We start from the raw sequence: 23654 nt of genomic DNA on the forward strand, positions 1-23654 counted from the left end.
GCCCTTCGCGGACGTTCCGGCTTGTCTGCATTTGCGTCGCTTCTGGGGGACAAGCGGACATCAACGGTGCTTGAGCCGACTGTCCCGATTTTTGACTGTCCCGATTTATGAGTACGCGCCTTACTAGCTCCCCATATCCTCCGCCGCGATGATCCGCTGGCGAAGCGCCAGGCGCACCAGTTCGATGTCGGATCCGACGCCGAGCTTGGCGCGGATCTGATAGCGGGTGTTGGCCGCGGTCTTGACGCTGATATGCAGCGTGTTTGCGATGTCGTCCACGGATTTCTCCGCCAGCAGCATGCGCAGGATTTCGAATTCCCGCGGGCTCAGCGCGTCGATCGCCGAAGGTTCGTCGGCGAGGCTGTTGATGGCGAGTTCGTGGTCGATGTCAGGGCTGAGCGCGATGCGCCCGGCCATGACCTCGGCGATCGCGCGCAGCAGCGCTTCGGGCGGGTTGCTTTTGGTGACAAAGCCGCGTGCGCCGGCCTTGATCGCCTGCACCGCATAGGCGGCGCTCTGGTGCATCGTGAATACGAGGATGCGCGCGGATTTGTCCCATTGCCGGATGCGCCTGATGGCCTCGACCCCGCCAATGCCCGGCATCGACAGGTCCATGATGACGAGATCGGGCCTGGCTTCCTTGTAGACGCGATAGGCGTCGGCCCCGTTGTCCGCTTCCGCGACGACTTGAAGGCGATCCTGCTTCTGCAACAGCGAGCGATAGCCCTCGCGCACGATCGCACGGTCGTCCGCCAGCATGACGCGCGTGCGGCCTGTGGTGTTCGCCAAGTTTGAGGCTGCCAAGTCTGAGGCTGTCATGTCTAGGGCTCCACCCGCATGGTGGGAATGCGCGCGACAAGCCGGGCGCCGCCCGCCTCCCGCCGTTCGAACTGCAGGGTCCCTCCGAGCGAAACCACGCGCTCCTGCATGCCGAGCAGTCCCATGCCGGCTTTCGGCGTGAGGCTGGCGCCATCAGCTTCGCCGTCGTCCTCGACGCACAAGATGATGTAGGCGTCTCCGGCCTCGAGACGAAGCTGCACGTGCCTGGCGTGCGCGTGCTTTGCCGCATTGGTGATCGCCTCCTGCGCGATCCGATAAAGACTGGCACTCACGCCGGGCGGCAAATCGTCGGCCTCGCCAGTGACGGCGATCTCAAAACGGGTGCGGCCCTTCTCAAAACCACTCCAGCTCGCAACCAGGCTTTCGAGGCTGAGGGTAAGGTCAAGTTCCTCGACATCGGGCGGACGCAGGCGCACCAGCGCGCCGCGCAGGGTTTTCATCATATGCGCCGTGGTGCGCGAGATGCCCCGGCATTCCTCGTAGAGCGGCGGGCATTCGCGCTCCGCGGTATGGGCGGCCGCGGCGGCCTGCGCCGCGATGGCGGAAAGCGACTGACCGAATTCGTCGTGCAACTCGCGCGCAAGATGGCGCCGCTCCTCGTCCTGCACTTCGATCAGCTTTCGCGTCAAGGTATTGCGTTCGGCGAGGGTAGTCTGCAGCCGTTCTGCAAGGGTGTTGAAGACGCCGGAGATGACGGATAATTCCGCGAGATCGAAACGGGGCAGGCGCGCGGAAAGATCGTTCGCCGCAAGCTGGTTCAGTCCGGCGCCAATGGCCCGCGTCGGCCGCAGCGCGCGCCAGCACGGCATAGACCGCAACACAAAGCCCTGCCAGCGCGAAAGCCATGATGGAGAGCAGCCGGCTCGCCTCGCGCCAGCTCTGGCCGATCTGCGTGGCGGGGTCGAAGGTTCGCGACTGCCATGCCGCGGGCACTGCCCGCCACGAGGACCGGCATCGAGATCGGTTGACCCGGACGAAAGATGGCGCGGTAGAGGACTGCGAAGATTTCGGGGGCGGCCATTTCGTCGGCGGGCGCCCCGCTGCAGACGCCCTGGCGAAACGTGCCGGCGTTGTCGCGGTAGGCGATGCAGAGCCCCGGGTCCATCAGCGCCGCGATCCTCTGCAAATCCGGCGTTGCGGTGATGGACACGGAGAGCCATTGCGCCTGCGATTGCTGCAACGAGAGATCCCGCGCCACGATCTCGGCAATGCGGCTCGCTTTGGCCCTGGCGACGCGGTCGCTGTCAAACAAGGCGTAGGCCGCGACGGCGACGAAGCAAACGGCTGCGAGCGCCGCGACGCGTAGCGCCAGCCGCAGCTTCAGATCGATGGCGGGCGGGCGGCTCGCCACGGAGTTGGATGCCTGTCGCAAGCTTCCTCCCAGCGTCCTCCCGATGGCTTCGAATATTGCGGCAAATTTAGTTGGGAAGAAAGCGGGGCGGGATAAGATCGGGCATTTCGCCCGGCTGATCCAGGGAAAGCTGCCATTTCGGCAGGGCTATGGATCGGGCGGTATCGCGGCGAAGTAAGGCAGCAGTTCCGAGGTGATCCATGCGCCACATCGCCCTTGTCCTCGCGCCGGCCATCATGCTTGCAGCGCTCGCGGCGGCTGGGGCTGCCGAGACGGCCGCGTCGCCTCCGGTCAAGATCGCCGTGTTTCCGTTCGAACTGGAGGATTTCAGCGCCGGGGCCGCCTACGTAGCTCCTGACGACATCGACCGCGAGCAATTGCGGTTTTCGACGGAGGAAGCGCGTCGGCTGATCGCGGCATCGGGGCGCTATCAACTGGTCGACGTCAGCGCCGTGAACGAAGAGGCGGCGAAGGCAGGCAAGTTGCGGGAGTGCGCGGGCTGCGACGCCAAGATCGCTGCGGGCCTTGGCGCCGATCAGTCGATGATTGGAATCGTCACCCGAATCACCCGGACGGAATACGCCGTGACTTACAGGATTCGCAATGCCCAGTCCGGGGCGCTCGTGGATGTCAAGCAGACCGACCTGCGCATGGGCGCCAATGTGGCCTGGAGCCGCGGGGCGCGGTGGCTGATCGAGAACCGTCTGCTGGAGCAGGCGAAATAATTGCCGGAACGAAACCCACGTTACGCAATGACAGGGAACCATTTGCGATGGAAAAGCTGATGAAACTACGGATGTTGAGCCTCGCTTTGATCGCCGCCGCTGTTGTCTGCGCCTGCTCTGTCCGGCAAGGTCGGGCGCAGGCGACGACGCTCGTGCTCGCCGTCGCTGAAATCTACTATGTCGACACCTCGGGTGAGGTGATCGATCAAAGCGCCGACCATCGCCGGCGGCTGCGTGAGTTCGAAGCCGCGTTGCGCAGCGATCTGGTAGCGAGCGGAAAGATAGCGAATGCAGCGCTTGAATGTCCACCAAACGCCTGCTCGGTGGGCGACATCAGTGACGGTCAACTGCTGGGCAAGGCGAAGGAGGCCGGCGCCACCCATCTATTGATTGGCCGCTTTCACAAGATGAGCACGCTGATACAGCAGGCGAAATTCGACGTCATCGACGTGAAAGCGCGGAAAATCGTGTTCGGTCGCTATATCAGCTTCCGCGGCGACAACGATGAGGCCTGGCGCCGGGCGGAATCCTTCCTTGCCCGGCAAATCCTCGATCACGGCGAATGGTGAGCGGCAGCGCTGGCGTCAGCGCGGCAGCAGCCCCTCCTCGATCGCCTTGATCTGCAGCGCGAGGTGCTTTGAGCCGATGCGGCATTGCGCGAGGCCGCCGGCGATCAACCAGAGGCCGGGCTGGCCGGTGCGGGTGTACATGTTGCGCAGTTCCTGCTCCTCGCCGAATCCCCAGATCGTGCCGACGCGCTTTTCGACCGTCTCGCCGAACAGCTTGCGCACCAGCTCTTCCTGACGCTTGTAGCCGGTCGCCAGTACGACAAGGTCCGCGGCAATGGTCTCGCCGCTTTTCATCCTCGCGCCATCGGCCGTGAACGTGTCGAGATCGACGAACTGCCTGAGCGCGATATCGCCCTTCACGATGAGATCGGAACAGCCGACATTGAAATAATAGCCGCCGCCGCGGGTGAGATATTTGAACTGCCAGCCGGTATTGTCTTCGCCGAAATCGAGCTTGAAGCCGACACGTTCGAGGCCGTCGAGCAATTCCTTGTCGAGCGCCTTGGATTTTTCCGCCGTCAGCGCATGGCTCTTGCGCGCCAGCTTCAGCGGCATCGAGGTCGCGATCAGGTCGTTATCCTCCAGCGTGCCCTCATTGTATGGCGCGTACACCAGTTGCGCCGACGGCTCGATGCTGACGATCAGCGTGGACGAGCGCTGGAACAGCGTGACGTTTGCGCCACTGGAATGCAGGTCCTGCGCGATGTCGTGCCCGCTGTTGCCGGTGCCGATCACGATGGCGGGCTTGCCCTTCCAGTTCTCGCCGTCGTCATACTGGCTGGAATGCATCACCTTGCCGGCAAAGTCCTTGAGGCCGGCGATGTCAGGCACGCTCGGAATGCCGCTGACGCCGGTCGCCAGCACGACATGGCGCGGATGCATGGTGCGCTTGGAGCCGTCGGCGCAAAGCAGCGTCACCGTCCAGCGGCTTTCCTTATCGTCGTAACTGCCGCCTTCGAACTCCGTCTCGGTCCAGAAGTTCAGCTCCATGGCTTCGACATAGGCTTCGAACCAGTTGGCGAGCTTGTCCTTGGGGATATAGGTCGGCCAGTTCGGCGGGAAATGCAGGTAGGGCAGGTGGTTGACCTGCACTTGATTATGCAGCGTCAGCGCATGGTAGCGCTTGCGCCAGTTGTCGCCGATGCGCTTTTCGCGATCGACGATCAGCGTATCGACGTTCAACTGCTTCAGGCGCGCGGCGATGGAGAGCCCGGATTGGCCGCCGCCGATGACGAGGACGGTGGGATCGTGGTCGGCATATTCAGCGGAGGCCTTGCGCAGGTCGAGCCAGTTGGGGCCGCGAAAATCGCGCGAGTAAGCATTGCCGCGCGGGCGGTTGACGCCGAGTTGCTCCTCGAAACCCTTGAGCTCACCAAGCTCGGTCAGCAGCGTCCAGGCTTTCAGGCGGTTGCCGTCGTTCGCATCTGATATCAGGCGGATGATGCCGCTGCCGCGCCCGACCTTGGTCTCGAATTTGAAAATGGCCTCGATCGCGTTGGTGCCGGCGCGCATCACCTTGCGCGGCGCCGCACGATCGGGCGCGATGGCGAAGCCGCTCGGCGATGCATAGCGGGCCAGCGGCGGCAGCGCTTTCAGGATGGCGTCTCTGCCGTTCAGGGTCTGGATGTTCCAGCTCAGCGCCAGCACGTCCCGCCAATAGCTGTCGGGATGGAACAACGTCTTCAGCAGGGCTTCATCGGGTTTTTCGAGCGCTTCCTCGAACTGCGCAAGCCAATTGTCGGCGGCTACCGAACTGTCGTCCGTCCTGTCGAGCATTGGGCATTTCCCATCACGAGCCGTCTTCGCGGCGTTTCCCTTGTCGCGAAGCCTATACCCATTCGGGACGGCGCAGAAAGGGCGTGAGGAGATGCCGCCTATTCCGATAAGGAAAGTATCAGCGCCTGATCCGGCGGCACGCGGCCGTTGAGGGTGTCGAGATAGGCGTGCTGAACCGCCGCAGGGCCACGGTGCTCGCTGACCTTCATCCAGTGATCCAGCTTCGGGACGAAGCCGGCCCATGCGGCGCCGTACCGCGTGTCGAAGCCGCCCGGTCCCCATTCCTTGGAGCGCTTGCGGATGTGATCGGGGGCGAAGAAAAATTGCGGTATGGCGCCCGGCAGCGCCTGCGCCGGTTCACCGGGCGATGACTTGCGATGGGTGAGCCCGATGATCCCACTATATTTCATCTGCTCCCCGAAATACTGGTGCAGCGCCGAGCGTAGCGGGCTGTTGCCGGCCATGTCGGCATAGGCCACGGGCTGGTCCGCCGGCAGCGACGTTACGTCGTCATAAGTCACGACCTCATCATAGCAGCCGAGCGAGTTGACGAAGTCGACGTTGCCGGCCGACGTCAGGCCGATCGTCCTGATGCCACGCGCGTGCACGAGATGCGCAAGGCCGTAGGCGGTCTTGCTGGAAGCCGAGGACAGCAGCACGCGCTTTGCGCCAAAGAATTCGTTCTCGGCGAGAAAGTCATCGACCATGAACGACAGCGCGAATAACGGCCGCAGCAGCGCCTGATAGTCGCCCTGCTTGCCCGCAAACGCCGGATCGCCGCTGACCCGCCTGTAGGCGTTATAGACCGGGGACACCCCCTGCCGGTGCGCCGCGGCATCGCGCAGGCTGGTCTTGGAGACATCGGCGGCCTCGATGACGAGATGCGTCGCCATCGGGAAATAGCCGAACAGGGTTTCTCCTGCGGCAATCCCGGGATGCTTCGAGGCTACCACCTCGCCAAATCCCCACACGGGAACGTTGCCGAAACCTTCAGGCGCCGGAAATAGTTGCCAATACTTCAGGTGATCGCCGAGCACGGCATAGGTGATGTTGTTGGCAGTGAAGGCGAAGCGCGTGACCTTCACCAGCAGCGCTTCATCAGGCAGCGCAGCCGCATCGGGCAGTTGCGTTTCGATCACCTTGCATTGCTGCAGATCGTTGCGGGCGACGACGAAATCAGTGGACGGCATTGGTTCGATCCCTGCTTCTCACATGCAGCGATCTTTGCGCCGTCTGATGACCCTTTTGCAACAGCAATTACGTTTAAAACAGTGTTCGATTGTCCGTCATTGCGAGCGAAGCGAAGCAATCCATCTCTCCGCACGGGGATAGATGGATTGCTTCGTCGCTGCGCTCCTCGCAATGACGTGGAGGGTGCGGAAGGTCACCCGTCACGCCATCGCGCGCAGTCTGCCCTCGGCATGCAGATCGCGCAGCTTGCGCTTGAAGATCTTGCCGGTGGCTTCGCGGGGCATCGCGTCCATGAACTGGATGTCCTTTGGCACCTTGAAGTTGGCGAGGCGTCCGCGCAAAAATTCCTGCACGGCGGCCGGTGACAGCGCGGCATTGGCTTCCGGCTCGATGCAGGCGAACAGCCGCTCGCCGAATTCGTCGTCGGGGACGCCGAACACCGCGCAGTCGCGCACGCCGTCCATGCCGATCAGCGCGTTCTCGATCTCGGCGGGATAGATGTTGACTCCGCCGGAGATCACCATGTCGCGCTTGCGGTCGCACAGGAACAGGTAGCCGTCCTCGTCGAGGTAGCCGACGTCGCCGACGCTGACGAGGCCGTCGCGGCCGGCTTCGGCGCGCGCCTCGGCCTTGCCGTGATAGTCGAAATCCGGCACCGACATCTGCCGCATGAAGATTTCGCCGGGCTCGTTGACGGCACATAATTCGCCGTCCGGGCGGAAAATCTTGACGACACCGCCCTCGATCGCGCGGCCGACGGTGCCGGGTTTCGCCAGTGCCTCTTCAGCGGAATGCCACACCGGAATGCCGGTTTCGGTCGAGCCGAAATATTCGTTGATGACCGGACCCCACCATTCGATCATGGCGCGCTTGACCTGCGGCGGGCAGGGCGCCGCGCCGTGGACGATGAAGCGCAGCGACGACAGATCATAACGACGCTTGATCTCATCCGGCAGCCGCAGCAGGCGGACGAACATCGTCGGCACCACGTGCTGATGGGTGATGCGATGACGCTCGATCAGTTGCAGCATGTCTTCGGGATCGAAGCGCGGTTCGAGCACGATTGTGCAGCCGCTGCGGAACGCCAGCATGCCGTAAGAATTCGGCGCCGAATGGTACATCGGCCCGTTCATCAGGATGACCTGGTCCTCGTTCGGCTTGACGCCATAGGCGATGCCGCCGACCCGCGCGGAGGCCGTGGCCTGTTCCGGCGTCATCGGCTTGCGGCGCACGCCCTTGGGCAGACCGGTGGTGCCCGACGTATAGAACATCGGCGCGCTGCCGACCGGGGCATCCTGCAACGGCGCATGCGTGTCGCGCCAACGGTCCCAGTCGGTCATGCCTTCGGGGACTTGCGTCAGCGATGGCGCAACATTGAACGCAGCCGCGATCTCCGGCGGCGTCGCCACCACCAGGAGCCGCACGTCGGCGGGCAGGCCATCCCTGATCTGCGGCAGCAGATCAGCATGGCAGACCAGGATTTTGGCGCCGCTGTCGGCCAGGATGTAGGCCACTTCCTCGGCCTTCAGATGCCAGTTGATCGGCACCACCGGGCTGCCCAGCGCCGCGGCGGCGGCCGACACTTCGAAGAACGCAAAGTCGTTGCGTAGCATCATGCCGACCGGCGTTCCGCCACTGACGCCGAATGTCTTAAAGCCCGTCGCCGCCCGCGCAATGCGAGCGTGGATCTCGGGATAGCTGATTTGGCGTTCGCCGCCGACGATCATGACAGGCACTCCAGTTCCTACGGTTCTTGATCTTCGATCAACTCGCCAAAGCCGACCCAGCTCTTGCCATCGAAGCGCTGCATCCTGAGCTGCTGAAACAGCAAGTAGTCGTCGGGACCGGTGGACACGGTGATGCCGGGCAGCAGCAGCGGCAGCGATACCTTGTTCAGCGAGGTTGCCTTCTTCAGCACGTTAGCACGGCTCAGATCGTCGCCGCACGCGCGCAGCACGTGCGCCAGCAACACCAGGCTGGTATAGCCGCTGGCGTAGGTGGTGTCGTGCGGATCGGCCGCAGGCATATACTTCTTCATGAAGCCGAAATATTCCTTCACGTCGGCATCATCGGCCCATTGCGGATCGTTGATGTTCTTCAAATAGGCCGCGGAGACCAATCCGGTCGCGTTTTCCAGCCCTGCGGGCGTCAGGATCGTCGCGATCGAGGTCACTGAAGTGGGCACCAGGAACAGGTCCGGCTTGAAGCCCATCTCGGCGCTGCGGCGGATCATCTGCGAGCCGAACTTGCCGATGGCGACGCCAAAGAACACGTTGGCGCCGGAAGCCTTCAGCGTGGCGAGCTGTGAATCGATCGTTGGCTGGGTGGTCTCGTAAACCGCCTCGGCCACGATCATGCTGGGCGCCTTGTCGCCGAGGCCGCGCTTGAACGCGGTGACATAGTCACGGCCGAAATCGTCGTTCTGCGACAGGATCGCGATTCTGGCGTCAGGCTTTGTGCGCAGCACGTGCTTGGCATAGATGACGCCTTCGGAATGGTACGAGGCCATCCCGCCCATCGTCCACGGAAAATGCTTCGGATCGGCCCATTTGCTGGCGCCGGTGGTGATGAAGAGATGCGGCACCTTCTTGCCGTTCAGGTAACGGTGGACCGCGCTGTTGGTCGCCGTGCCGAGTGACCCGAAGACCAGCAGCACCTCGTCCTGCTCGACCAGCCGGCGCGTCTGCTCGACGGTCTTGGGCGGCGAATAGGCGTCGTCGAGACTGTGCAGCTTGAGCTTGCGGCCGGCAATGCCGCCTTCCGCGTTCACCTTCTCGAAATAAGCCTGCGCGACCTTGCCGAGTCCGGAATAGCCCGACAGCGGACCGCTGTAGGGCATGGTCTGGCCGATCAGGATTTCGTCGGCGGTGACGCCGTTTTCGGCGCGGGCCGTGCTGCCCGCAAGCGCCAGCAGCCCGGCGCAGCATATCGTAACGGCTCTCATCATTTCACTCCCTGTTTCATTTGATTGGCTGTTGGAACCGGCGTGTCTTAGGCGCGCGCTCGGTTGAGAAAGTCACCGCTGGCGTCGGTGAACTCGACCTTCAGCCGCTCCACCAGTTCGGCGACCGGCGGCGCGTCCGCGATCTGGCCGATGCCCTGGCCCGAGCCCCAGATGTCGCGCCATGCCTTCGCCTTGGTGTTGCCGCCGGAGCCGAAATTCATCTTCGACTTGTCGCTGAGTGGCAGATTGTCGGGATCAAGGCCCGCGGCCACGATCGAGGGCCCGAGATAATTGCCGTGAACGCCGGTGAACAGGTTCGAGTAGACGATGTCGTGGGCCGCGTGCTCGACCAGCGCGGCCTTGTAGGCCGGATCGGCATTGGCTTCCGCGGTGGCGATAAAGCGCGTGCCCATGTAGGCCATGTCGGCGCCGAGCGCGAGCGCCGACGCGATGCCCCAGCCATCGGAGATCGCGCCCGACAACAGGACGGTGCCCTTGAACCATTGCTTCACCTCGCGCAGCAGCGCGAACGGCGACAGCGTGCCGGCATGGCCGCCGGCGCCGGCGCAAACCAGAATGAGGCCGTCGACGCCGTGGTCGGCGGCTTTGCGCGCATGCTTGACGTTGATCACGTCATGGAAAACCACGCCGCCATAGGAATGCGCGGCCTCGACGATTTCGATCGGCGGGCGCAGCGAGGTGATGATGATGGGCACCTTGTGCTTCACACAGGTCTCCATGTCCTTCATCAGCCGGTCGTTGGAAGCGTGGCAGATCTGGTTGACGGCGTAAGGCGCGACCTTCTTCTCCGGATGCAGCGCCTTGTATTCGCCGAGTTCGTTCTCGATTCGGCTCAGCCATTCGTCGAGTTTTTCCACGGGGCGGGCGTTCAGCGCGGGGAACGAGCCGACGATGCCGGCCTTGCACTGGGCGATCACGAGTTCCGGTCCGGACACGATGAACAGCGGCGAGCCGACGACCGGCAGTTCGAGCGAATTGGCAAGCGACGCGGGCAACGGCATTCGGTTCCTCCTTTGTCGCGCAAGGCCTGCCAGGCGAGGCGCGCATCCATTGATGTTGATTTGAGCGCATCAGGCCCGGGCGGAGCCGCTGGCCTGCGCTTGTTGCCATCCATTATAGGGCTGGACGGCACGCTCCAGCCGTTCAATATTGAACAGGTGATCAATCAGGAATGAACGGGTGGCCGCGGCCTCGTGGGGAGCTAATGGACTGGGACCTGTGCAAGACCTTCGTCGCGGTGGCCGAGACCCGCAGCTTTGCCGCCGCCGCGCGGCGGTTGCGCTCCAGCCATCCGACGGTCGGCCGCAAGATCGCCGAGCTGGAAGGCCAGCTCGGCATTCCCCTGTTCGCACGCTCCAATGAAGGTCTTGCGCTGACCGCGCAGGGCCGCAAGTTTCGTGAGCATGTCGAGGCCATGGCGGCGGCGGCACTGCGTGCGGAAGCCGCGGTGTCGGCGACGGGGGCGCAGGCGCGCGGCGTCGTCAAGCTGTCGATTGGTTCGACGCTCGCCTCGCACTGGCTGATGCCGAAGCTAGGTCCGTTCCTGCGCGCGCATAACCATATCCAGCTCGAAATCATCACCCATCCCTATCCTGCCAGCGTGCGCCGCCGCGAGGCCGATGTCGTGCTGCGTCCGGTGGACAGCGGCGAAGAGAATTTGATCGGCCGCAAGATCGGCCGCCTCGGCACCGGCTTCTACGCCTCGCGCGACTATGCCGCGCGGCGGCGGCTCCCTGAACGGCGCGACGAATGGAAGGACCACAGCGTCATCGGCTTTGCCGACCGATTGTCGAACGAGCGGTTGGCGCGCTGGAGCGACGCGATCACGCGGCAGGGCTCGATGGTGATGCGATGCTCGTCGCAGGGCGACATGCTCGCCGCGGCGCGCGCGGGCCTCGGGATTTCGACGCTGTCCTGTTTTGTCGCGGCCGCCTATCCGGATCTCGTCCGCGTCGCGCCGCACAAACTCGCCAGCGTGGCCGATCTCTGGCTGCTGGCGCATCCCGATCTGGTCGAACTTCCGGCGGTGCGCGCCGTGATCGATTTCGTCACGGCTTCCGCGCGCGAGGACCGGGTGAAGTTGCGGGGGTGAGTTTGTCCGCAAGCACGCCTTCGCGCTTCTTCAGGATGCGATAATAGCTCCACCACAGATGCGCCGCTGCGCCGCGCAGCGGGCGCCATGGCTCCGCCAGCGGCGCCATCTGCTTGGCGGTCGGGCGCGTCTGCAGGCCGAGGCCGATCTTGATCGCTTCCTGTATGGCAATATCGCCCGCCGGCCAGGCATCGCCATGGCCGAGACAGAACAGCAGATAGACATCGGCGGTCCACGGGCCGATGCCGTGCAGCGCCGTCAGCGTATGATGCGCCGCGTCGGCGTCCTCTTCGGCGAGCACCTCGAGGTTCAGCCGTTCGGCGGCGAGTTCGCGGGCGATGTTTTTCAGCGTCTTGATCTTGGCCGCCGACAGGCCGAGCCGGCCGAGGCGGTCGGCGCGGGCCTTGCCGATGACCTCATGGTCGAACGGATCGAACGCGGCGGCCAGCCGCGCCCAGATCGCTCCGGCGCTCGCGGTGGACAATTGCTGGCCGCAGACGATCGCCGCCAACCCGGCAAACCCAGGCTCGCGCTGCCGCAGCGCCGGCATGCCCGTCAGCTCGAGGATCGGATTGAGCCTTGGGTCCTGCTTGACCAGTGCGTGGACGGCGTCTTCGAGGTCGGACTGGCTGTTGAGGTGGATGGTCATTGCCCCTTAAAACCATCATGTCCCGCGAAAGAGATCAATGCCGCCACCCGTTTTCCGATTTGCACCAAGCCCGAACGGCTACCTCCATCTCGGCCACGCCTATTCGGCGTTGCTGAACTTCGACATGGCGCGGAAAAGTGGCGGCCGGTTCCTGCTGCGCATCGAGGATATCGACGCCACAAGATGCCGGGTGGAATTCGAGGCGGCGATCTATGAAGACCTCGCCTGGCTGGGGATATCCTGGGAAACGCCGGTGCGGCGGCAATCGGAGCATTTTGCGCGCTATCGGGAGGCGGTCGAAAGATTGGCAGGCTTGGGCCTGATCTATCCGAGCTTCGAGAGCCGCGCGGAAATCGCCCGTCTGGTCGCGCAACGCGAAGCCTGTGCGCCGTGGCCGCGCGATCCCGACGGGGCGCCGCTCTATCCGGGCGCCGCAAAATCGCTGCCGCCGGACCAGCGCGGACAGTTGATCGCGCAGGGCACGCCATACGCGCTGCGGCTTGACATGCAGGCGGCGCTCGCGCGTGCCGGGGAACTGAGCTGGAAAGAGTTTGGCGAGGGTCCAGGGGGTGAGAGTGGTGTCGTCGCCGCACAACCCGAGGCCTGGGGCGATGTGGTCCTGGCGCGCAAGGAGACGCCAACGAGCTATCATTTGTCCGTCGTGATCGACGACGCGTTGCAGGGCGTTACTGAAGTGGTGCGGGGCAGGGACCTGTTCTGGTCGACGAGCGTGCACCTGCTGCTGCAGCAACTGCTCGGTATCCCGCAACCGGTCTATCGGCATCACCGGCTGATCGAAGATGCGTCGGGACACAAGCTCTCGAAATCGACGCAAGCCACGGCCCTGCGCGAATTGCGCGGGCAAGGTGCCTCGCCTGCGGATGTTCGCAGCCTCGTCGGTTTGCCCGGCGATTCCCGTAATACTACTGGGGGTTGTTGAAAACGTCTCCGTGACATCGGCCGCCATCGCGTGTCATGCTGGTTGCGGCAGAGGAAGGGGGACCATGGCGGCGAAGCGGCGCTCACGGCGCATCACACGGCCCGTAAAGAAGCGGCCAGCGAAAAAGCGCGTCTCCAGCGCCGCTGCAAAAGTGCGCGTTACCCGCAAATCCGCCGTCGCCGCCTCCAGTATGGTCGAGACCGCGCTGGCAGCGTTCGCGCACGAGGTCCGCACGCCGCTCACAGGCATTCTGGCGATCAGCAATCTGCTGGCGACTTCTGAACTGGACGAGCGCGAACGGCGCTGGGTCGACACCATCAAGGCGGGCGCGGAGCATCTGGCGAGCCTGGCGACCCTGTTCGTCGATGCGGCGCGCAGCGGCGGTCCCGGGCTCGAGGTGCGGCAGGACTTCTTCGACCTGCGCACGCTCGCCCGCAATGCCGGCGATTCGTTGACCGGGCGTGCGGCGGCGAAGGGCCTGCAGTCGTCGGTCGTTATTTCCGAAAACCTCCCGGGCTTTGCGATCGGCGATCCCGTCCGCCTGCGCGCGGCGGTGGAGAACCTGATCGACAATGCCGTGAAATTCACCGAACAGGGCAGTGTCACCCTCCAGGTCACGCCCCTGCGCGGCCCGAAAGGCAAGGTCGCCGTTGCATTCGAGGTCTCCGACAGCGGGATCGGCCTCACGCTGAGCGAAATCAAACGCCTGTTCCGGCCGTTTTCGCAGGCCAATGTCTCCATTGCATCGCGCTTCGGCGGCGCCGGGCTCGGATTGTCGTCGGTCAAGCAACTGGCGCGCGCCATGGGCGGCGATGTCACCGCGACGCAACGCCGTGGCGGCGGCACCACCTTTACCTTCAATGTCGTGATGTCACGCGCGACGGACGCGGTGACGGCGGCATCCGGCGCCAATGGCGAGGTATCGATCGGTTCGCCGCGGCCGTTGCGCCTGCTCAGCGTCGAGGACAATCCGTTCGGCCGCGTCGTCCTCAACGCGATCCTCACCGAACTCGGTCACCAGGCCGAGTTCATCGGCCAGGGCGAGGCGGCGCCGGAACGGATCGCGCACGGCGCATTCGATGCGGTGCTGATGGACATGGTGCTGCCGGGAATCAACGGCATCGAAGCGATCACGCGCATTCGCGCGCTTTCCGCGCCGCTCGGGCGCATTCCGATCATCGGCATATCCGGCCGCGGCGAGGACGAGGCGGCATCACGCGCCGCCGGCGCCGATATCTTTCTGGTCAAGCCTGTGTCTCCGCGCGCCCTGGCGACTGCGCTGCATGAAGCGACATCCCCTTCGGCAAATGCGACTTCATGATCGCCGCATTCAATTCGCCGCCATAGACGAAAATCGCGGCGATGAAATACAGGAACACCAGCGCGATGATGACCGAGGCAAGCCCCGCATACATCGTCACGTAATTGCTGGCGAAGCGCGCCAGATACTGGCCGAAGACGATGCCCGAGATCAGGGATGCCACCATCGTAAAGACGATGCCCGGCAGGATCTGCAGAAAACTTCGCCGGCCGCAGGGCAGCCAGGCATGCAGGATGAACAGCGCCACCGTCATCGCCGTGACGGTGATGCCGTAGCGGGCGAAAAATAAGACTCTTTCGTTGCTCTCGACGAAGAATGGAATGTGGCGGCGTGCCGTTTCCAGGATCAGGGGACCGAGCACGATCAGGAACGCCATGGCGAGCGAGGTGAAGGCGGCGAGCAGGGTATAGCCGATCGATTCCAGCCGCAGCCAGTACCACGCCCGCGGTTCGACCACCGAATAGGCGCGGTTCAGCGCGACCCGCACCGCCTCGACGCCGTTCGAGGCGAAGTATACCGCCAGCAGCGCGCCGACGGTCAGGATGTCGCCGCGCGTCGTGGTCAGCACGTCGTGGATTTCGCCCGACAGCGTGTCCGCGACCTGTTGCGGCCAGGTCTGCAGCAACAATTCTACGGCCTGGTCGGCGAGCTCCTTGGACCCGAAAAAACCGGCCAGCGACGTCAGCACGATCAGGAACGGGAACAGCGCCATCAACGTCGACAGCGCGATATGGCTCGCGATCGCCCAGCCGTCATCGGCGAGGAACGTATAAAACGCCTCCATCACGACGAGGTAGACGTAGCGAATGAGCCTCACATCTCACCTCGATCAGGGTACGGAGGTCCGGTCCTAAACTTCGGTCCTAACTTGGGGCTAGCATCTGATATTATTGGCTTAAAGGCCAGATCGTCGAGCGGTCGTGCGAGCGGTTGTGAACGTGTGGCAGTCGGCGCTTCGCGGTGTTATGTAGCGCCGATGGCATCCTTTTTGAGTTCGATCGTCCTCCCCATCGCGGTCGCGGCCGTGGCCATCGTGCTGCTGCTCGGCCTCATCAACATGATGCGGGGCGGTCCGCCGAGCCGCTCGCAGAACCTGATGCGGCTTCGGGTGCTGCTGCAGTTCGTCGCCATCATCATCACCATGGTCGCAGTCTGGGCCATGGGCAGATAAGATCAGAAGAGGGACGCGCCAATGGTCGTACTCAACCGCATCTATACCAAGACCGGCGATGACGGCACCACGGCGCTCGGCAGCGGCGAACGCCGGCCGAAATACGATCTGCGCATCGCCGCCTACGGCACCGTGGACGAGACCAATGCCGCCATCGGCGTGGTGCGGCTGCACCTCGGCGATTTCAGCGACCTCGATGCGATGCTGGGCCGGATCCAGAACGACCTGTTCGATCTCGGCGCCGATCTCGCGGTGCCCCAGCGCGACGGCAAGGCCGAGCGCTTAAGGATGCTGGCGAGCCAGGTCGAACGGCTCGAGCGCGACATCGACAGCCTGAACGAGCATCTGGCGCCCCTGACCTCGTTCGTCCTGCCCGGCGGCACCCCCGCCGCGGCATACCTGCATCTCGCCCGCACCATATGCCGCCGGGCGGAACGGATTATGGTGGAACTCGCCGCCAACCCTGAGGAGCCTGTCAGCGCGGCCGCCATTCAGTATATGAACCGCCTGTCGGATTTCCTGTTCGTCGCCAGCCGCGCCATGAACGATAATGGGGCCGGAGACGTGTTGTGGGTGCCCGGTCAGAACCGGTAAGATACCCTCTATCCAGGGGCCGATTTTTGGCTTTCGCGCGTTGACCGTCGATAGCGGGACCTTTAGGTTCCGCGCCCAAGCCGATAGCTAGCTGCTAGCAAGCCAATTAAACCCAGAATTCAAGCGAAAGAGGATCGATGAAGGTTCTTGTGCCGGTAAAGCGGGTGGTCGATTACAACGTCAAGGTCCGCGTCAAGAGCGATGGAACGGGCGTAGAACTGGCCAACGTCAAGATGTCGATGAATCCGTTCGACGAAATCGCCGTCGAGGAAGCGCTGCGCCTGAAGGAAGCCGGCAAGGCGACCGAAGTGGTGGTGGTGTCGATCGGCCCGGCGCAGGCCTCGGAGACGATCCGGACCGGTCTCGCCATGGGGGCCGACCGCGGCATCCTCGTCAAGGCCGAAGGCAATGTGGAGCCGCTGGCGGTCGCGAAGATTCTCAAGGCCGTGACGGACGCGGAAAAGCCCGGGCTCGTCATTCTCGGCAAGCAGGCGATCGACGACGATTCGAACCAGACCGGCCAGATGCTGGCCGCCCTGCTCGGATGGTCGCAGGCGACCTTTGCCTCCAAGCTCGAAGTTGACGGAAGCGATTTCAACGTCACGCGCGAGGTCGACGGCGGCCTGCAGACCGTGAAGCTGAAGGGACCGGCGATCGTAACTACTGACTTGCGTCTGAATGAGCCGCGCTATGCCTCGCTGCCCAACATCATGAAGGCGAAGAAGAAGCCGATCGACGACAAGAGCGCGGCCGACTACGGCGTCGATCTCACGCCGCATCTTGAAGTGCTCAAGACATCAGAACCGCCCGGCCGCAAGGGAGGCGTCAAGGTCAAGGACGTCGCCGAGCTGATCACGAAACTCAAGACCGAAGCCGGGGTTCTCTGATGACGACGCTTTTGATTGCCGAACACGACAGCGCGTCGATCAAGGACGCGACCAACAAGGCGCTGACGGCAGCAGCAGCGCTCGGCGCCGACGTGCACGTGCTGGTCGCCGGCGAAAACGCCAAGGCAGCGGCCGATGCCGCTTCCAAGCTCGCCGGCGTCACGAAGGTGCTGCTCGCTGATAACGCCGCCTACGCCCACGACCTCGCCGAGCCGCTGGCCGCGCTGATCGTGTCGCTGGCGCCGTCCTATGACGCCTTCGTCGCGCCCGCGACCTCGCGTTTCAAGAACGTGATGCCGCGCGTCGCAGCGCTGCTCGACGTAATGCAGGTGTCTGAAATCATCAAGGTGGTTTCGCCCGATACGTTCGAGCGGCCGATCTATGCCGGCAACGCGATCCAGACGGTGAAATCCAAGGACGCCAAGAAGGTTATCACGGTGCGGACCTCGACCTTTGCCGCCGCTGGTGACGGCGGCAGCGCGCCGGTGGAGAACGCTACCGCGGCGGCTGATCCCGGCCTCTCCAGCTTCGTCGGCGAGGAGGTTGCCAAGAGCGACCGTCCGGAACTGACGTCGGCAAAGATCATCGTCTCCGGTGGCCGCGCCATGCAGAGCCGCGAGAATTTTGCCAAATATATCGAGCCGCTCGCCGACAAGCTCGGCGCCGGCGTCGGCGCCTCGCGCGCCGCGGTCGATGCCGGCTATGCGCCCAACGACTGGCAGGTCGGCCAGACCGGCAAGGTGGTCGCGCCGGAACTATATGTCGCGATCGGTATCTCCGGCGCGATCCAGCATCTCGCCGGCATGAAGGATTCCAAGGTGATCGTTGCGATCAACAAGGATGAAGACGCGCCGATCTTCCAGGTTGCCGATTACGGCCTGGTGGCGGACCTCTATCAGGCGGTTCCTGAACTGACCGAAGCGCTCGGCAAGCTCGGGAAGTAGAAGTAATAGTTAAACACCGGCCGGACGCGCAACGTACGGCCGGTGTTTACTTTAAAAGCGGTTTCAAGCGAGGTTTTTAGGCTTCGCGTGAAGAAAACGTGTCAGAGATGGGGACTGAAACCTCAATTCAGATTATATCGTATCTGAGGTTCAGAGATGAACAGGCGCGATGTGCGCGCCGTTCCGGTGGATGACAAGATGGCGGTGACAATCAACAAGGTCGGCGTGATCGGCTCGGGCCAGATGGGCAACGGCATCGCGCATGTGGCGGCGCTCGCCGGTTTCGACGTGGTGCTCAACGACATCTCCGACGAACGGCTGAAATCGGCGATGGCGACCATCAACGGCCATTTGTCGCGTCAGGTTGCCAAGCAGACTATCACCGAGGACGCGCGCAAAAAAGCGCTTGCCCGGATTACCTCTGCCGAGACGCTGGACGGGTTGGCGGATTGCGACCTCGTGATCGAGACCGCGGTCGAAAAGGAAGAGGTCAAGCGCAAGATCTTTCACGAGCTCTGCTCGGTGCTGAAGCCGGAAGCGATCGTCGCTACCAACTCCTCGTCGATCTCGATCACGCGGCTTGCCGCCTCGACCGATCGTCCGGAAAAATTCATCGGCATTCATTTCATGAATCCGGTGCCGGCGATGGAACTGGTCGAACTGATCCGCGGCATCGCCACCGACGATTCCACCTTCGAAACGGCAAAGGAATTTGTCGGCAAGGTCGGCAAGCAGATCGCGGTATCGGAGGATTTTCCGGCCTTCATCGTCAACCGCATCCTGCTGCCGATGATCAACGAGGCGATCTACACGCTCTATGAGGGCGTCGGGAACGTCGAGGCGATCGACGCCGCCATGAAGCTCGGCGCGCATCACCCGATGGGGCCGCTCGAACTCGCCGATTTCATCGGCCTCGATACGTGTCTTTCGATCATGCAGGTGCTGCACGAGGGGCTGGCGGATTCGAAGTACCGGCCGTGCCCGTTGCTGGTGAAATACGTCGAGGCCGGCTGGCTCGGCCGCAAGACCCAGCGTGGCTTCTACGACTACCGCGGCGACAAGCCGGTTCCGACGCGCTGACCATCATCGTGGCGTCGTAGGGTGGGCAAAGCCACCGGGTCGCGCGAATGCGCGCCCGATGACAGGCTCCGCGTGCCCACCATAAACTTCCGGAATATCGCTCGAAATGGTGGGCACGCTGCGCTTTGCCCAACCTACAGATTCCATCTCAAAAGCATTCGTTAACCGGTGCCGGGGTAGGGTGCCCTCACGTCTTGGGAGTGCTGCGTATGGACATGATGGCTATGGTTTCGAGCATGCTTGCGATGCAGGCGGCGGGTACGCAGCAGCAGATCCAGACCTCGATCATCAAACAGAACGCGGATGCCGAGAAGGCCGCGGTTCAGACCCTGCTGGGCACGCCCTCGACGGCCAATCTCGCCCCTGGCGTTGGCGGCAATCTCAATATTGCGGCATAGAAACCGGCCTGTAGGGTGGGCAAAGGCGCTCTTGCGCCGTGCCCACCATTTAATGCTGCGCTGGTGATGGTGGGCACGCGGAGCCTGTCATCGGGCGCGCATTCGCGCGACCCGGTGGCTTTGCCCACCCAATTTCTCGGCTAAGACCCAGCCTTCATCGGCTGCATCGCGGCCTTGATCAGCTTGATCGCGTCCTCGCTGGCCCATTCGGCGGGACCGGCCAGGTTGGCGATCTCGCAGCCCTGGCCATCCACGAGTATCGAGGTCGGCATCCCCAGCGCCTTGCCTATGCCCTTAAGGTCCTGAAAAACCTTGGCTTTTGAATCGGCGAAATAGCCGAGCCGGGTCAGATTGGCCTCTTTGAGGAAGTTTTTCGGCTTCTCGGGATCGCGGGTGTCGATGTTGACGGCGACCACCTCGAAATCCTTGCCCCCGAGCTTGGCCTGCAGGCTGTCGAGCGCCGGCATTTCCTTGCGACAAGGCACGCACCAGGTGGCCCATAGATTCACCAGCACGGTCTTGCCGCGCCATTCCGATAGCTTCCTCGGCTTGCCCTCGGCGTCCTCGAAGGCGAGGTCGGGGAGCCGCAAGGGCGCCGTCGCCATGGTCAGCGCGGCCACTTCGCCATGCGCCAGCGGCGCGATCTTCCGGGCCAGTTCGACCGCTCCCGTGCAGGAGGGATCGCCGCCTGTGCCGCGCTTGAAGCCGCCGAGCCCGTAAAACGCGCCCAATCCGATCACGCCCGCAGCCGCCACCGCACCGATGGCGATCGGGATCCGGCGCGTCGTGGCCGGGCGGGATGGGGGCATTTCGGGCATATCGTTTGTCATCCTGTATCAGTTACGGCTATGCAGGGCTCAAGATTACGGTCGAGTTACGGCCGAAACCGGCGCCGCGTTTCGCGCGGCCGACGATATCGATGGCAAGGCTTGAGAAGTAAGGCTTGAGAAGTCATGAGCAACAAGATGTGGGGCGGCCGGTTCACCGAGCGTCCCGATGCGATCATGGAGGAAATCAACGTCTCGATCGACGTCGACCGTCACATGTATGCCCAGGACATCGCCGCGTCCAAGGCCCACGCTGCGATGCTGGCCGCGCAAGGCATTATCACCGCGAGTGATGCGAAAAATATCGGCAAGGGTCTAGACACGATTTTGTCAGAAATCGGCAAGGGCTCGTTCGACTTCAAGCGTGCGCTCGAAGACATCCATATGAACGTCGAGAGCCGGCTTTCCGAACTGATCGGGCCGGCCGCCGGGCGGTTGCACACCGCGCGCTCCCGCAACGATCAGGTGGCGACCGATTTCCGGCTCTATGTCCGCGACACGATCGACGAGACGGATGCGGCGCTGGCCGCCTTCCAGCATGCGCTGGCCAGCCGCGCGCTGGAACATGCCGCGACAGTGATGCCGGGCTTCACCCATCTGCAGACCGCGCAGCCCGTTACCTTTGGGCATCACCTGCTCGCCTATGTCGAGATGGCCGCGCGCGACCGCGGCCGCTTTGCCGATGCGCGCAAGCGGCTGAACGAATCACCGCTTGGCGCAGCCGCGTTGGCCGGAACCTCGTTTCCGATCGACCGTCACGCGACCGCCAAGGCGCTCGGCTTCGACCGGCCGATGGCCAATTCGCTGGACGCGGTCTCGGATCGCGACTTCGTGCTCGAAACGCTCTCCGCAGCCTCGATCGCGGCCGTGCACATGTCGCGCTTTGCCGAGGAGATCGTGATCTGGACCTCGCCGCTGGTTGGCCTGGTGCGGCTCTCAGACAAGTTCACCACCGGCTCCTCGATCATGCCGCAAAAGCGCAATCCGGACGCGGCCGAACTGGTGCGCGCCAAGACCGGCCGGGTGATCGGCGCGCTCAACGGTCTCCTGATCGTGATGAAGGGGCTGCCGCTCGCCTATCAAAAGGACATGCAGGAGGACAAGCAGGGCGCGATGGAGGCGTTCGGCGCTCTCTCGCTCGCGATTCGCGCGATGACCGGCATGGTCCTCGATCTCGTCCCCGACGAGGCGCGGATGAAGGCTGCCGCCGGCGAGGGCTATGCCACCGCCACCGATCTGGCCGACTGGCTGGTGCGGACGCTGAAAATGCCGTTCCGCGATGCCCACCATGTCACCGGGCGAATAGTCGGCCTGGCGTCGGGGCAGGGCGTGGCGCTGCATGAACTGCCGCTGCAGGCGATGCAGGAGGTCGAACCGAAGATAACGGCGGACGCCCTGCGCGTCCTTTCAGTGGAGGCCTCGGTCAAGAGCCGGACCAGCTATGGCGGTACCGCGCCGAAGAACGTGCTTTCCCAGGCCAAAGCCTGGCTGAAGCGGTTGGAAAAAGAGCAAAAATTGGGCTGAGGGAAAAATTTCGCTGCAATTTCTTGGGTTTCCGTGGCTGATCGGCACTCGCCAGACTGCGGCAATCTTTGTATGGTGCGGCGCGCATTGGGGATTTCGTCGTGATCAGTAACTACCGCCCGTCATCATCGGGATGGGCCATCATCCTGTTGAGCGTGACCGCGCTCGCGCTCGGCGGCTGCGGACGCAAGGGCGGGCTCGACCTGCCGCCGAACGCTGCGGCGCCGCAGGCCCAGGCTACGTCGGATACCGAGGCCGAGCGCGCCGCGCAGCCCGGCGTCTTCAATTCGACCTACGGATCCGAGGCAGGCCCCAGCGCCCCCAAAGGCGGCAAGAAGAAATTCGTTCTCGATCCGCTGCTGGACTAGAGTCTTGTTTTGACGCGTTTTCTTGACGCGAACCGGTATCCACTTCGCTCGAAAACGCTATGAGCGCGCCATGAACCATTTTGACTATCGCAACGGCGTGCTGCACGCCGAGGCCGTCAACCTGTCCGAACTCGCGGATGCCGTCGGCACGCCGTTCTATTGCTATTCGACGGCGACGCTGGAGCGCCATTACCGCGTCTTCACCGAGGCCTTTGCCGGCGAGAAGACGCTGGTCTGCTACGCCATGAAGGCCAATTCCAACCAGTCGGTGCTGCGCACGCTGGCCAAGCTCGGCGCCGGCGCCGACGTGGTGTCGGGCGGCGAACTGAAGCGCGCGCTGGCGGCGGGAATTCCGCCCAACAAGATTCTGTTTTCCGGCGTCGGCAAGACCGAACCCGAACTGCGCGCTGCGCTGGCCGCGGACATTCTCTGCATTAACGTCGAATCCGAGCCCGAACTGGAATTGCTCTCGAAGCTCGCGGTCGAGGCCGGCAAGACCGCGCGGATTTCGTTGCGCGTCAATCCTGACGTCGATGCCGGCACTCACGCCAAGATCGCCACCGGAAAATCCGAGAACAAGTTCGGCATTCCGATTCTGCGGGCCCGCGAAGTCTATGCCCTCGCGGCAAAGCTGCCGGGCATCGAGGTGACCGGCACCGACATGCATATCGGCAGCCAGATCACTGATCTTTCCAAGATGGAAACCGCGTTCCGGATCCTGTCCGATTTCGTGCAGACGCTGCGCGCCGACGGCCACAAGATCGAGCATATCGATTTCGGCGGCGGGTTAGGCATTCCCTATCACGCCGACCGGGAAGCGCCGCCGCTGCCGTCGGCCTATGCCGCAATGGTCAAGCGGGTGACGCATAATCTCGGCTGCACGCTGATGTTCGAGCCCGGCCGGATGATCGTCGGCAATGCCGGCATTCTGGTTTCCCGCGTGATCTATGTGAAGCCGGGCGAGGCCAAGAACTTCGTCATCATCGACGCCGCGATGAACGATTTGATCCGCCCCACGCTGTACGAAGCCCATCACGACATCCTCCCCGTGCGCGAGCCGGGCAGGGGCGCGCGAACCATCACGGCCGACGTGGTCGGTCCGGTCTGCGAAACCGGCGACTATCTCGCCCTCGATCGCAACCTGCCGGAGCCCAAGGCTGGCGATCTCATCGCCATCATGACCGCCGGCGCCTATGGCGCGGTGCAGTCCGGCTTCTACAACACGCGCGCGCTGGTGCCCGAAGTCCTCGTCAAGGACGACCAGTACGCCGTGGTGCGTCCGCGCATCGAGGTCGAGGAATTGATCGCGATGGACCGGCCGGCGCCGTGGCTGTGATGTCGCTGATGGCGCCACAATGGCGGTGTCGTCCCTGCGAAAGCAGGGACCCATAACCACAGGCGTCAATTGTTTCGCGACCTGCTCGTTATCGTTCTTTCCTGAC

Annotated in this window: 25 protein-coding genes; 14 read left to right on the forward strand and 11 right to left on the reverse strand. The window is 63.6% G+C overall.

The features are described 5' to 3' along the window. Positions 1 to 123: 123 nt before the first annotated feature. The 3 genes from KIP88_RS40395 to KIP88_RS47165 are packed head-to-tail and all read right to left on the reverse strand — an operon-like array spanning position 124 to position 2212. The gene (locus KIP88_RS40395) at positions 124 to 819 is read right to left on the reverse strand and encodes a response regulator transcription factor (protein WP_249791387.1); all 696 of its coding nucleotides are present in this window, start codon (positions 817 to 819) and stop codon (positions 124 to 126) included. A 2-nt stretch (positions 820 to 821) separates the two neighbouring features. Further along, complete coding sequence (locus KIP88_RS47160; protein WP_308163753.1) at positions 822 to 1661, reverse strand: histidine kinase; 840 nt, start codon at positions 1659 to 1661, stop codon at positions 822 to 824. Next, on the reverse strand, positions 1598 to 2212 hold the full coding sequence (locus KIP88_RS47165) for a hypothetical protein (RefSeq protein ID WP_249791388.1): 615 nt from the start codon (positions 2210 to 2212) through the stop codon (positions 1598 to 1600). The genes KIP88_RS47160 and KIP88_RS47165 overlap by 64 nt, the downstream gene beginning before the upstream one ends. A 179-nt stretch (positions 2213 to 2391) precedes the next feature. Between KIP88_RS47165 and KIP88_RS40405 the strand changes: the two genes are divergently transcribed. Together KIP88_RS40405 and KIP88_RS40410 are read left to right on the forward strand one after the other, a co-directional pair. Further along, the gene (locus KIP88_RS40405; protein ID WP_214493706.1) at positions 2392 to 2916 is read left to right on the forward strand and encodes a DUF3280 domain-containing protein; all 525 of its coding nucleotides are present in this window, start codon (positions 2392 to 2394) and stop codon (positions 2914 to 2916) included. Between the two features lie 47 nt (positions 2917 to 2963). Further along, complete coding sequence (locus tag KIP88_RS40410) at positions 2964 to 3485, forward strand: DUF2380 domain-containing protein (RefSeq protein WP_214493707.1); 522 nt, start codon at positions 2964 to 2966, stop codon at positions 3483 to 3485. A gap of 15 nt (positions 3486 to 3500) precedes the next feature. Here the strand turns inward: KIP88_RS40410 and KIP88_RS40415 are convergent, their stop codons facing one another. The 5 genes from KIP88_RS40415 to KIP88_RS40435 all read right to left on the reverse strand — a co-directional run bounded on the left by KIP88_RS40415 (position 3501) and on the right by KIP88_RS40435 (position 10418). Further along, positions 3501 to 5261 carry an NAD(P)/FAD-dependent oxidoreductase gene (locus KIP88_RS40415; RefSeq protein WP_214493708.1) on the reverse strand — a complete coding sequence of 587 codons (1761 nt, stop codon included), beginning with the start codon at positions 5259 to 5261 and terminating at the stop codon, positions 3501 to 3503. A 98-nt stretch (positions 5262 to 5359) separates the two neighbouring features. Next, entirely contained in the window at positions 5360 to 6451 is a 1092-nt protein-coding gene (locus tag KIP88_RS40420) for a DUF2855 family protein (protein ID WP_214493709.1), read from the reverse strand. Positions 6452 to 6652: 201 nt separating this feature from the next. After that, on the reverse strand, positions 6653 to 8179 hold the full coding sequence (locus KIP88_RS40425) for an acyl-CoA synthetase (RefSeq protein WP_214493710.1): 1527 nt from the start codon (positions 8177 to 8179) through the stop codon (positions 6653 to 6655). Positions 8180 to 8196: 17 nt separating this feature from the next. Beyond that, positions 8197 to 9399 (reverse strand): ABC transporter substrate-binding protein, encoded by a 1203-nt coding sequence (locus KIP88_RS40430; protein WP_214493711.1) that lies wholly within the window; start codon positions 9397 to 9399, stop codon positions 8197 to 8199. Positions 9400 to 9443: 44 nt separating this feature from the next. Further along, a complete protein-coding gene (locus tag KIP88_RS40435; RefSeq protein ID WP_214493712.1) occupies positions 9444 to 10418 on the reverse strand; it encodes a nitronate monooxygenase family protein in 975 nt (324 codons plus the stop codon). Positions 10419 to 10621: 203 nt separating this feature from the next. Here KIP88_RS40435 and KIP88_RS40440 point away from each other — a divergent pair, with 203 nt between their 5' ends. Beyond that, the gene (locus KIP88_RS40440) at positions 10622 to 11509 is read left to right on the forward strand and encodes a LysR family transcriptional regulator (protein ID WP_214493713.1); all 888 of its coding nucleotides are present in this window, start codon (positions 10622 to 10624) and stop codon (positions 11507 to 11509) included. Here KIP88_RS40440 and KIP88_RS40445 read toward each other — a convergent pair. After that, positions 11466 to 12158 carry a DNA-3-methyladenine glycosylase gene (locus KIP88_RS40445; RefSeq protein ID WP_214493714.1) on the reverse strand — a complete coding sequence of 231 codons (693 nt, stop codon included), beginning with the start codon at positions 12156 to 12158 and terminating at the stop codon, positions 11466 to 11468. The two genes, KIP88_RS40440 and KIP88_RS40445, sit on opposite strands and share 44 nt — an antisense overlap. Before the next feature lie 37 nt (positions 12159 to 12195). On the opposite strand from KIP88_RS40445, the gene gluQRS reads away from it, so the two are divergent. Together gluQRS and KIP88_RS40455 are read left to right on the forward strand one after the other, a co-directional pair. Beyond that, positions 12196 to 13098 (forward strand): tRNA glutamyl-Q(34) synthetase GluQRS, encoded by a 903-nt coding sequence (gene gluQRS, locus KIP88_RS40450; RefSeq protein WP_214493715.1) that lies wholly within the window; start codon positions 12196 to 12198, stop codon positions 13096 to 13098. 64 nt (positions 13099 to 13162) lie between these two features. Then, a complete protein-coding gene (locus tag KIP88_RS40455; RefSeq protein ID WP_214493716.1) occupies positions 13163 to 14419 on the forward strand; it encodes an ATP-binding protein in 1257 nt (418 codons plus the stop codon). Here the strand turns inward: KIP88_RS40455 and KIP88_RS40460 are convergent. Further along, entirely contained in the window at positions 14343 to 15203 is an 861-nt protein-coding gene (locus KIP88_RS40460; RefSeq protein ID WP_249791391.1) for a YihY/virulence factor BrkB family protein, read from the reverse strand. The two genes, KIP88_RS40455 and KIP88_RS40460, sit on opposite strands and share 77 nt — an antisense overlap. A gap of 192 nt (positions 15204 to 15395) precedes the next feature. Between KIP88_RS40460 and KIP88_RS40465 the strand changes: the two genes are divergently transcribed. From KIP88_RS40465 to KIP88_RS40490, 6 genes are all read left to right on the forward strand, one after another. Further along, a complete protein-coding gene (locus KIP88_RS40465; protein WP_214493718.1) occupies positions 15396 to 15590 on the forward strand; it encodes a twin transmembrane helix small protein in 195 nt (64 codons plus the stop codon). A 21-nt stretch (positions 15591 to 15611) separates the two neighbouring features. Then, positions 15612 to 16184 (forward strand): cob(I)yrinic acid a,c-diamide adenosyltransferase, encoded by a 573-nt coding sequence (locus KIP88_RS40470; protein WP_214493719.1) that lies wholly within the window; start codon positions 15612 to 15614, stop codon positions 16182 to 16184. 137 nt (positions 16185 to 16321) lie between these two features. Beyond that, complete coding sequence (locus tag KIP88_RS40475; protein WP_214493720.1) at positions 16322 to 17071, forward strand: electron transfer flavoprotein subunit beta/FixA family protein; 750 nt, start codon at positions 16322 to 16324, stop codon at positions 17069 to 17071. Further along, complete coding sequence (locus KIP88_RS40480) at positions 17071 to 18015, forward strand: electron transfer flavoprotein subunit alpha/FixB family protein (protein WP_214493721.1); 945 nt, start codon at positions 17071 to 17073, stop codon at positions 18013 to 18015. The genes KIP88_RS40475 and KIP88_RS40480 overlap by 1 nt, the downstream gene beginning before the upstream one ends. Positions 18016 to 18213: 198 nt before the next feature. Continuing rightward, complete coding sequence (locus KIP88_RS40485; protein WP_214493732.1) at positions 18214 to 19095, forward strand: 3-hydroxybutyryl-CoA dehydrogenase; 882 nt, start codon at positions 18214 to 18216, stop codon at positions 19093 to 19095. 209 nt (positions 19096 to 19304) lie between these two features. Then, a complete protein-coding gene (locus KIP88_RS40490) occupies positions 19305 to 19493 on the forward strand; it encodes a putative motility protein (RefSeq protein WP_028348190.1) in 189 nt (62 codons plus the stop codon). A 140-nt stretch (positions 19494 to 19633) separates the two neighbouring features. Here KIP88_RS40490 and KIP88_RS40495 read toward each other — a convergent pair whose 3' ends face one another. Beyond that, complete coding sequence (locus tag KIP88_RS40495) at positions 19634 to 20323, reverse strand: TlpA disulfide reductase family protein (RefSeq protein WP_374226574.1); 690 nt, start codon at positions 20321 to 20323, stop codon at positions 19634 to 19636. A gap of 123 nt (positions 20324 to 20446) precedes the next feature. Between KIP88_RS40495 and argH the strand changes: the two genes are divergently transcribed. The 3 genes from argH to lysA all read left to right on the forward strand — a co-directional run bounded on the left by argH (position 20447) and on the right by lysA (position 23548). Next, on the forward strand, positions 20447 to 21844 hold the full coding sequence (argH, locus tag KIP88_RS40500; RefSeq protein ID WP_214493723.1) for an argininosuccinate lyase: 1398 nt from the start codon (positions 20447 to 20449) through the stop codon (positions 21842 to 21844). Between the two features lie 101 nt (positions 21845 to 21945). Further along, positions 21946 to 22212: a lipoprotein gene (locus tag KIP88_RS40505; RefSeq protein WP_214493724.1), complete on the forward strand. Its 267-nt coding sequence runs from the start codon at positions 21946 to 21948 to the stop codon at positions 22210 to 22212. A 70-nt stretch (positions 22213 to 22282) separates the two neighbouring features. Next, positions 22283 to 23548: a diaminopimelate decarboxylase gene (gene lysA, locus KIP88_RS40510; protein WP_214493725.1), complete on the forward strand. Its 1266-nt coding sequence runs from the start codon at positions 22283 to 22285 to the stop codon at positions 23546 to 23548. Positions 23549 to 23654 lie beyond the last annotated feature (106 nt).

This window comes from Bradyrhizobium sp. SRL28 (assembly GCF_018596315.1).
Classification (GTDB): Bacteria; Pseudomonadota; Alphaproteobacteria; order Rhizobiales; family Xanthobacteraceae; genus Bradyrhizobium.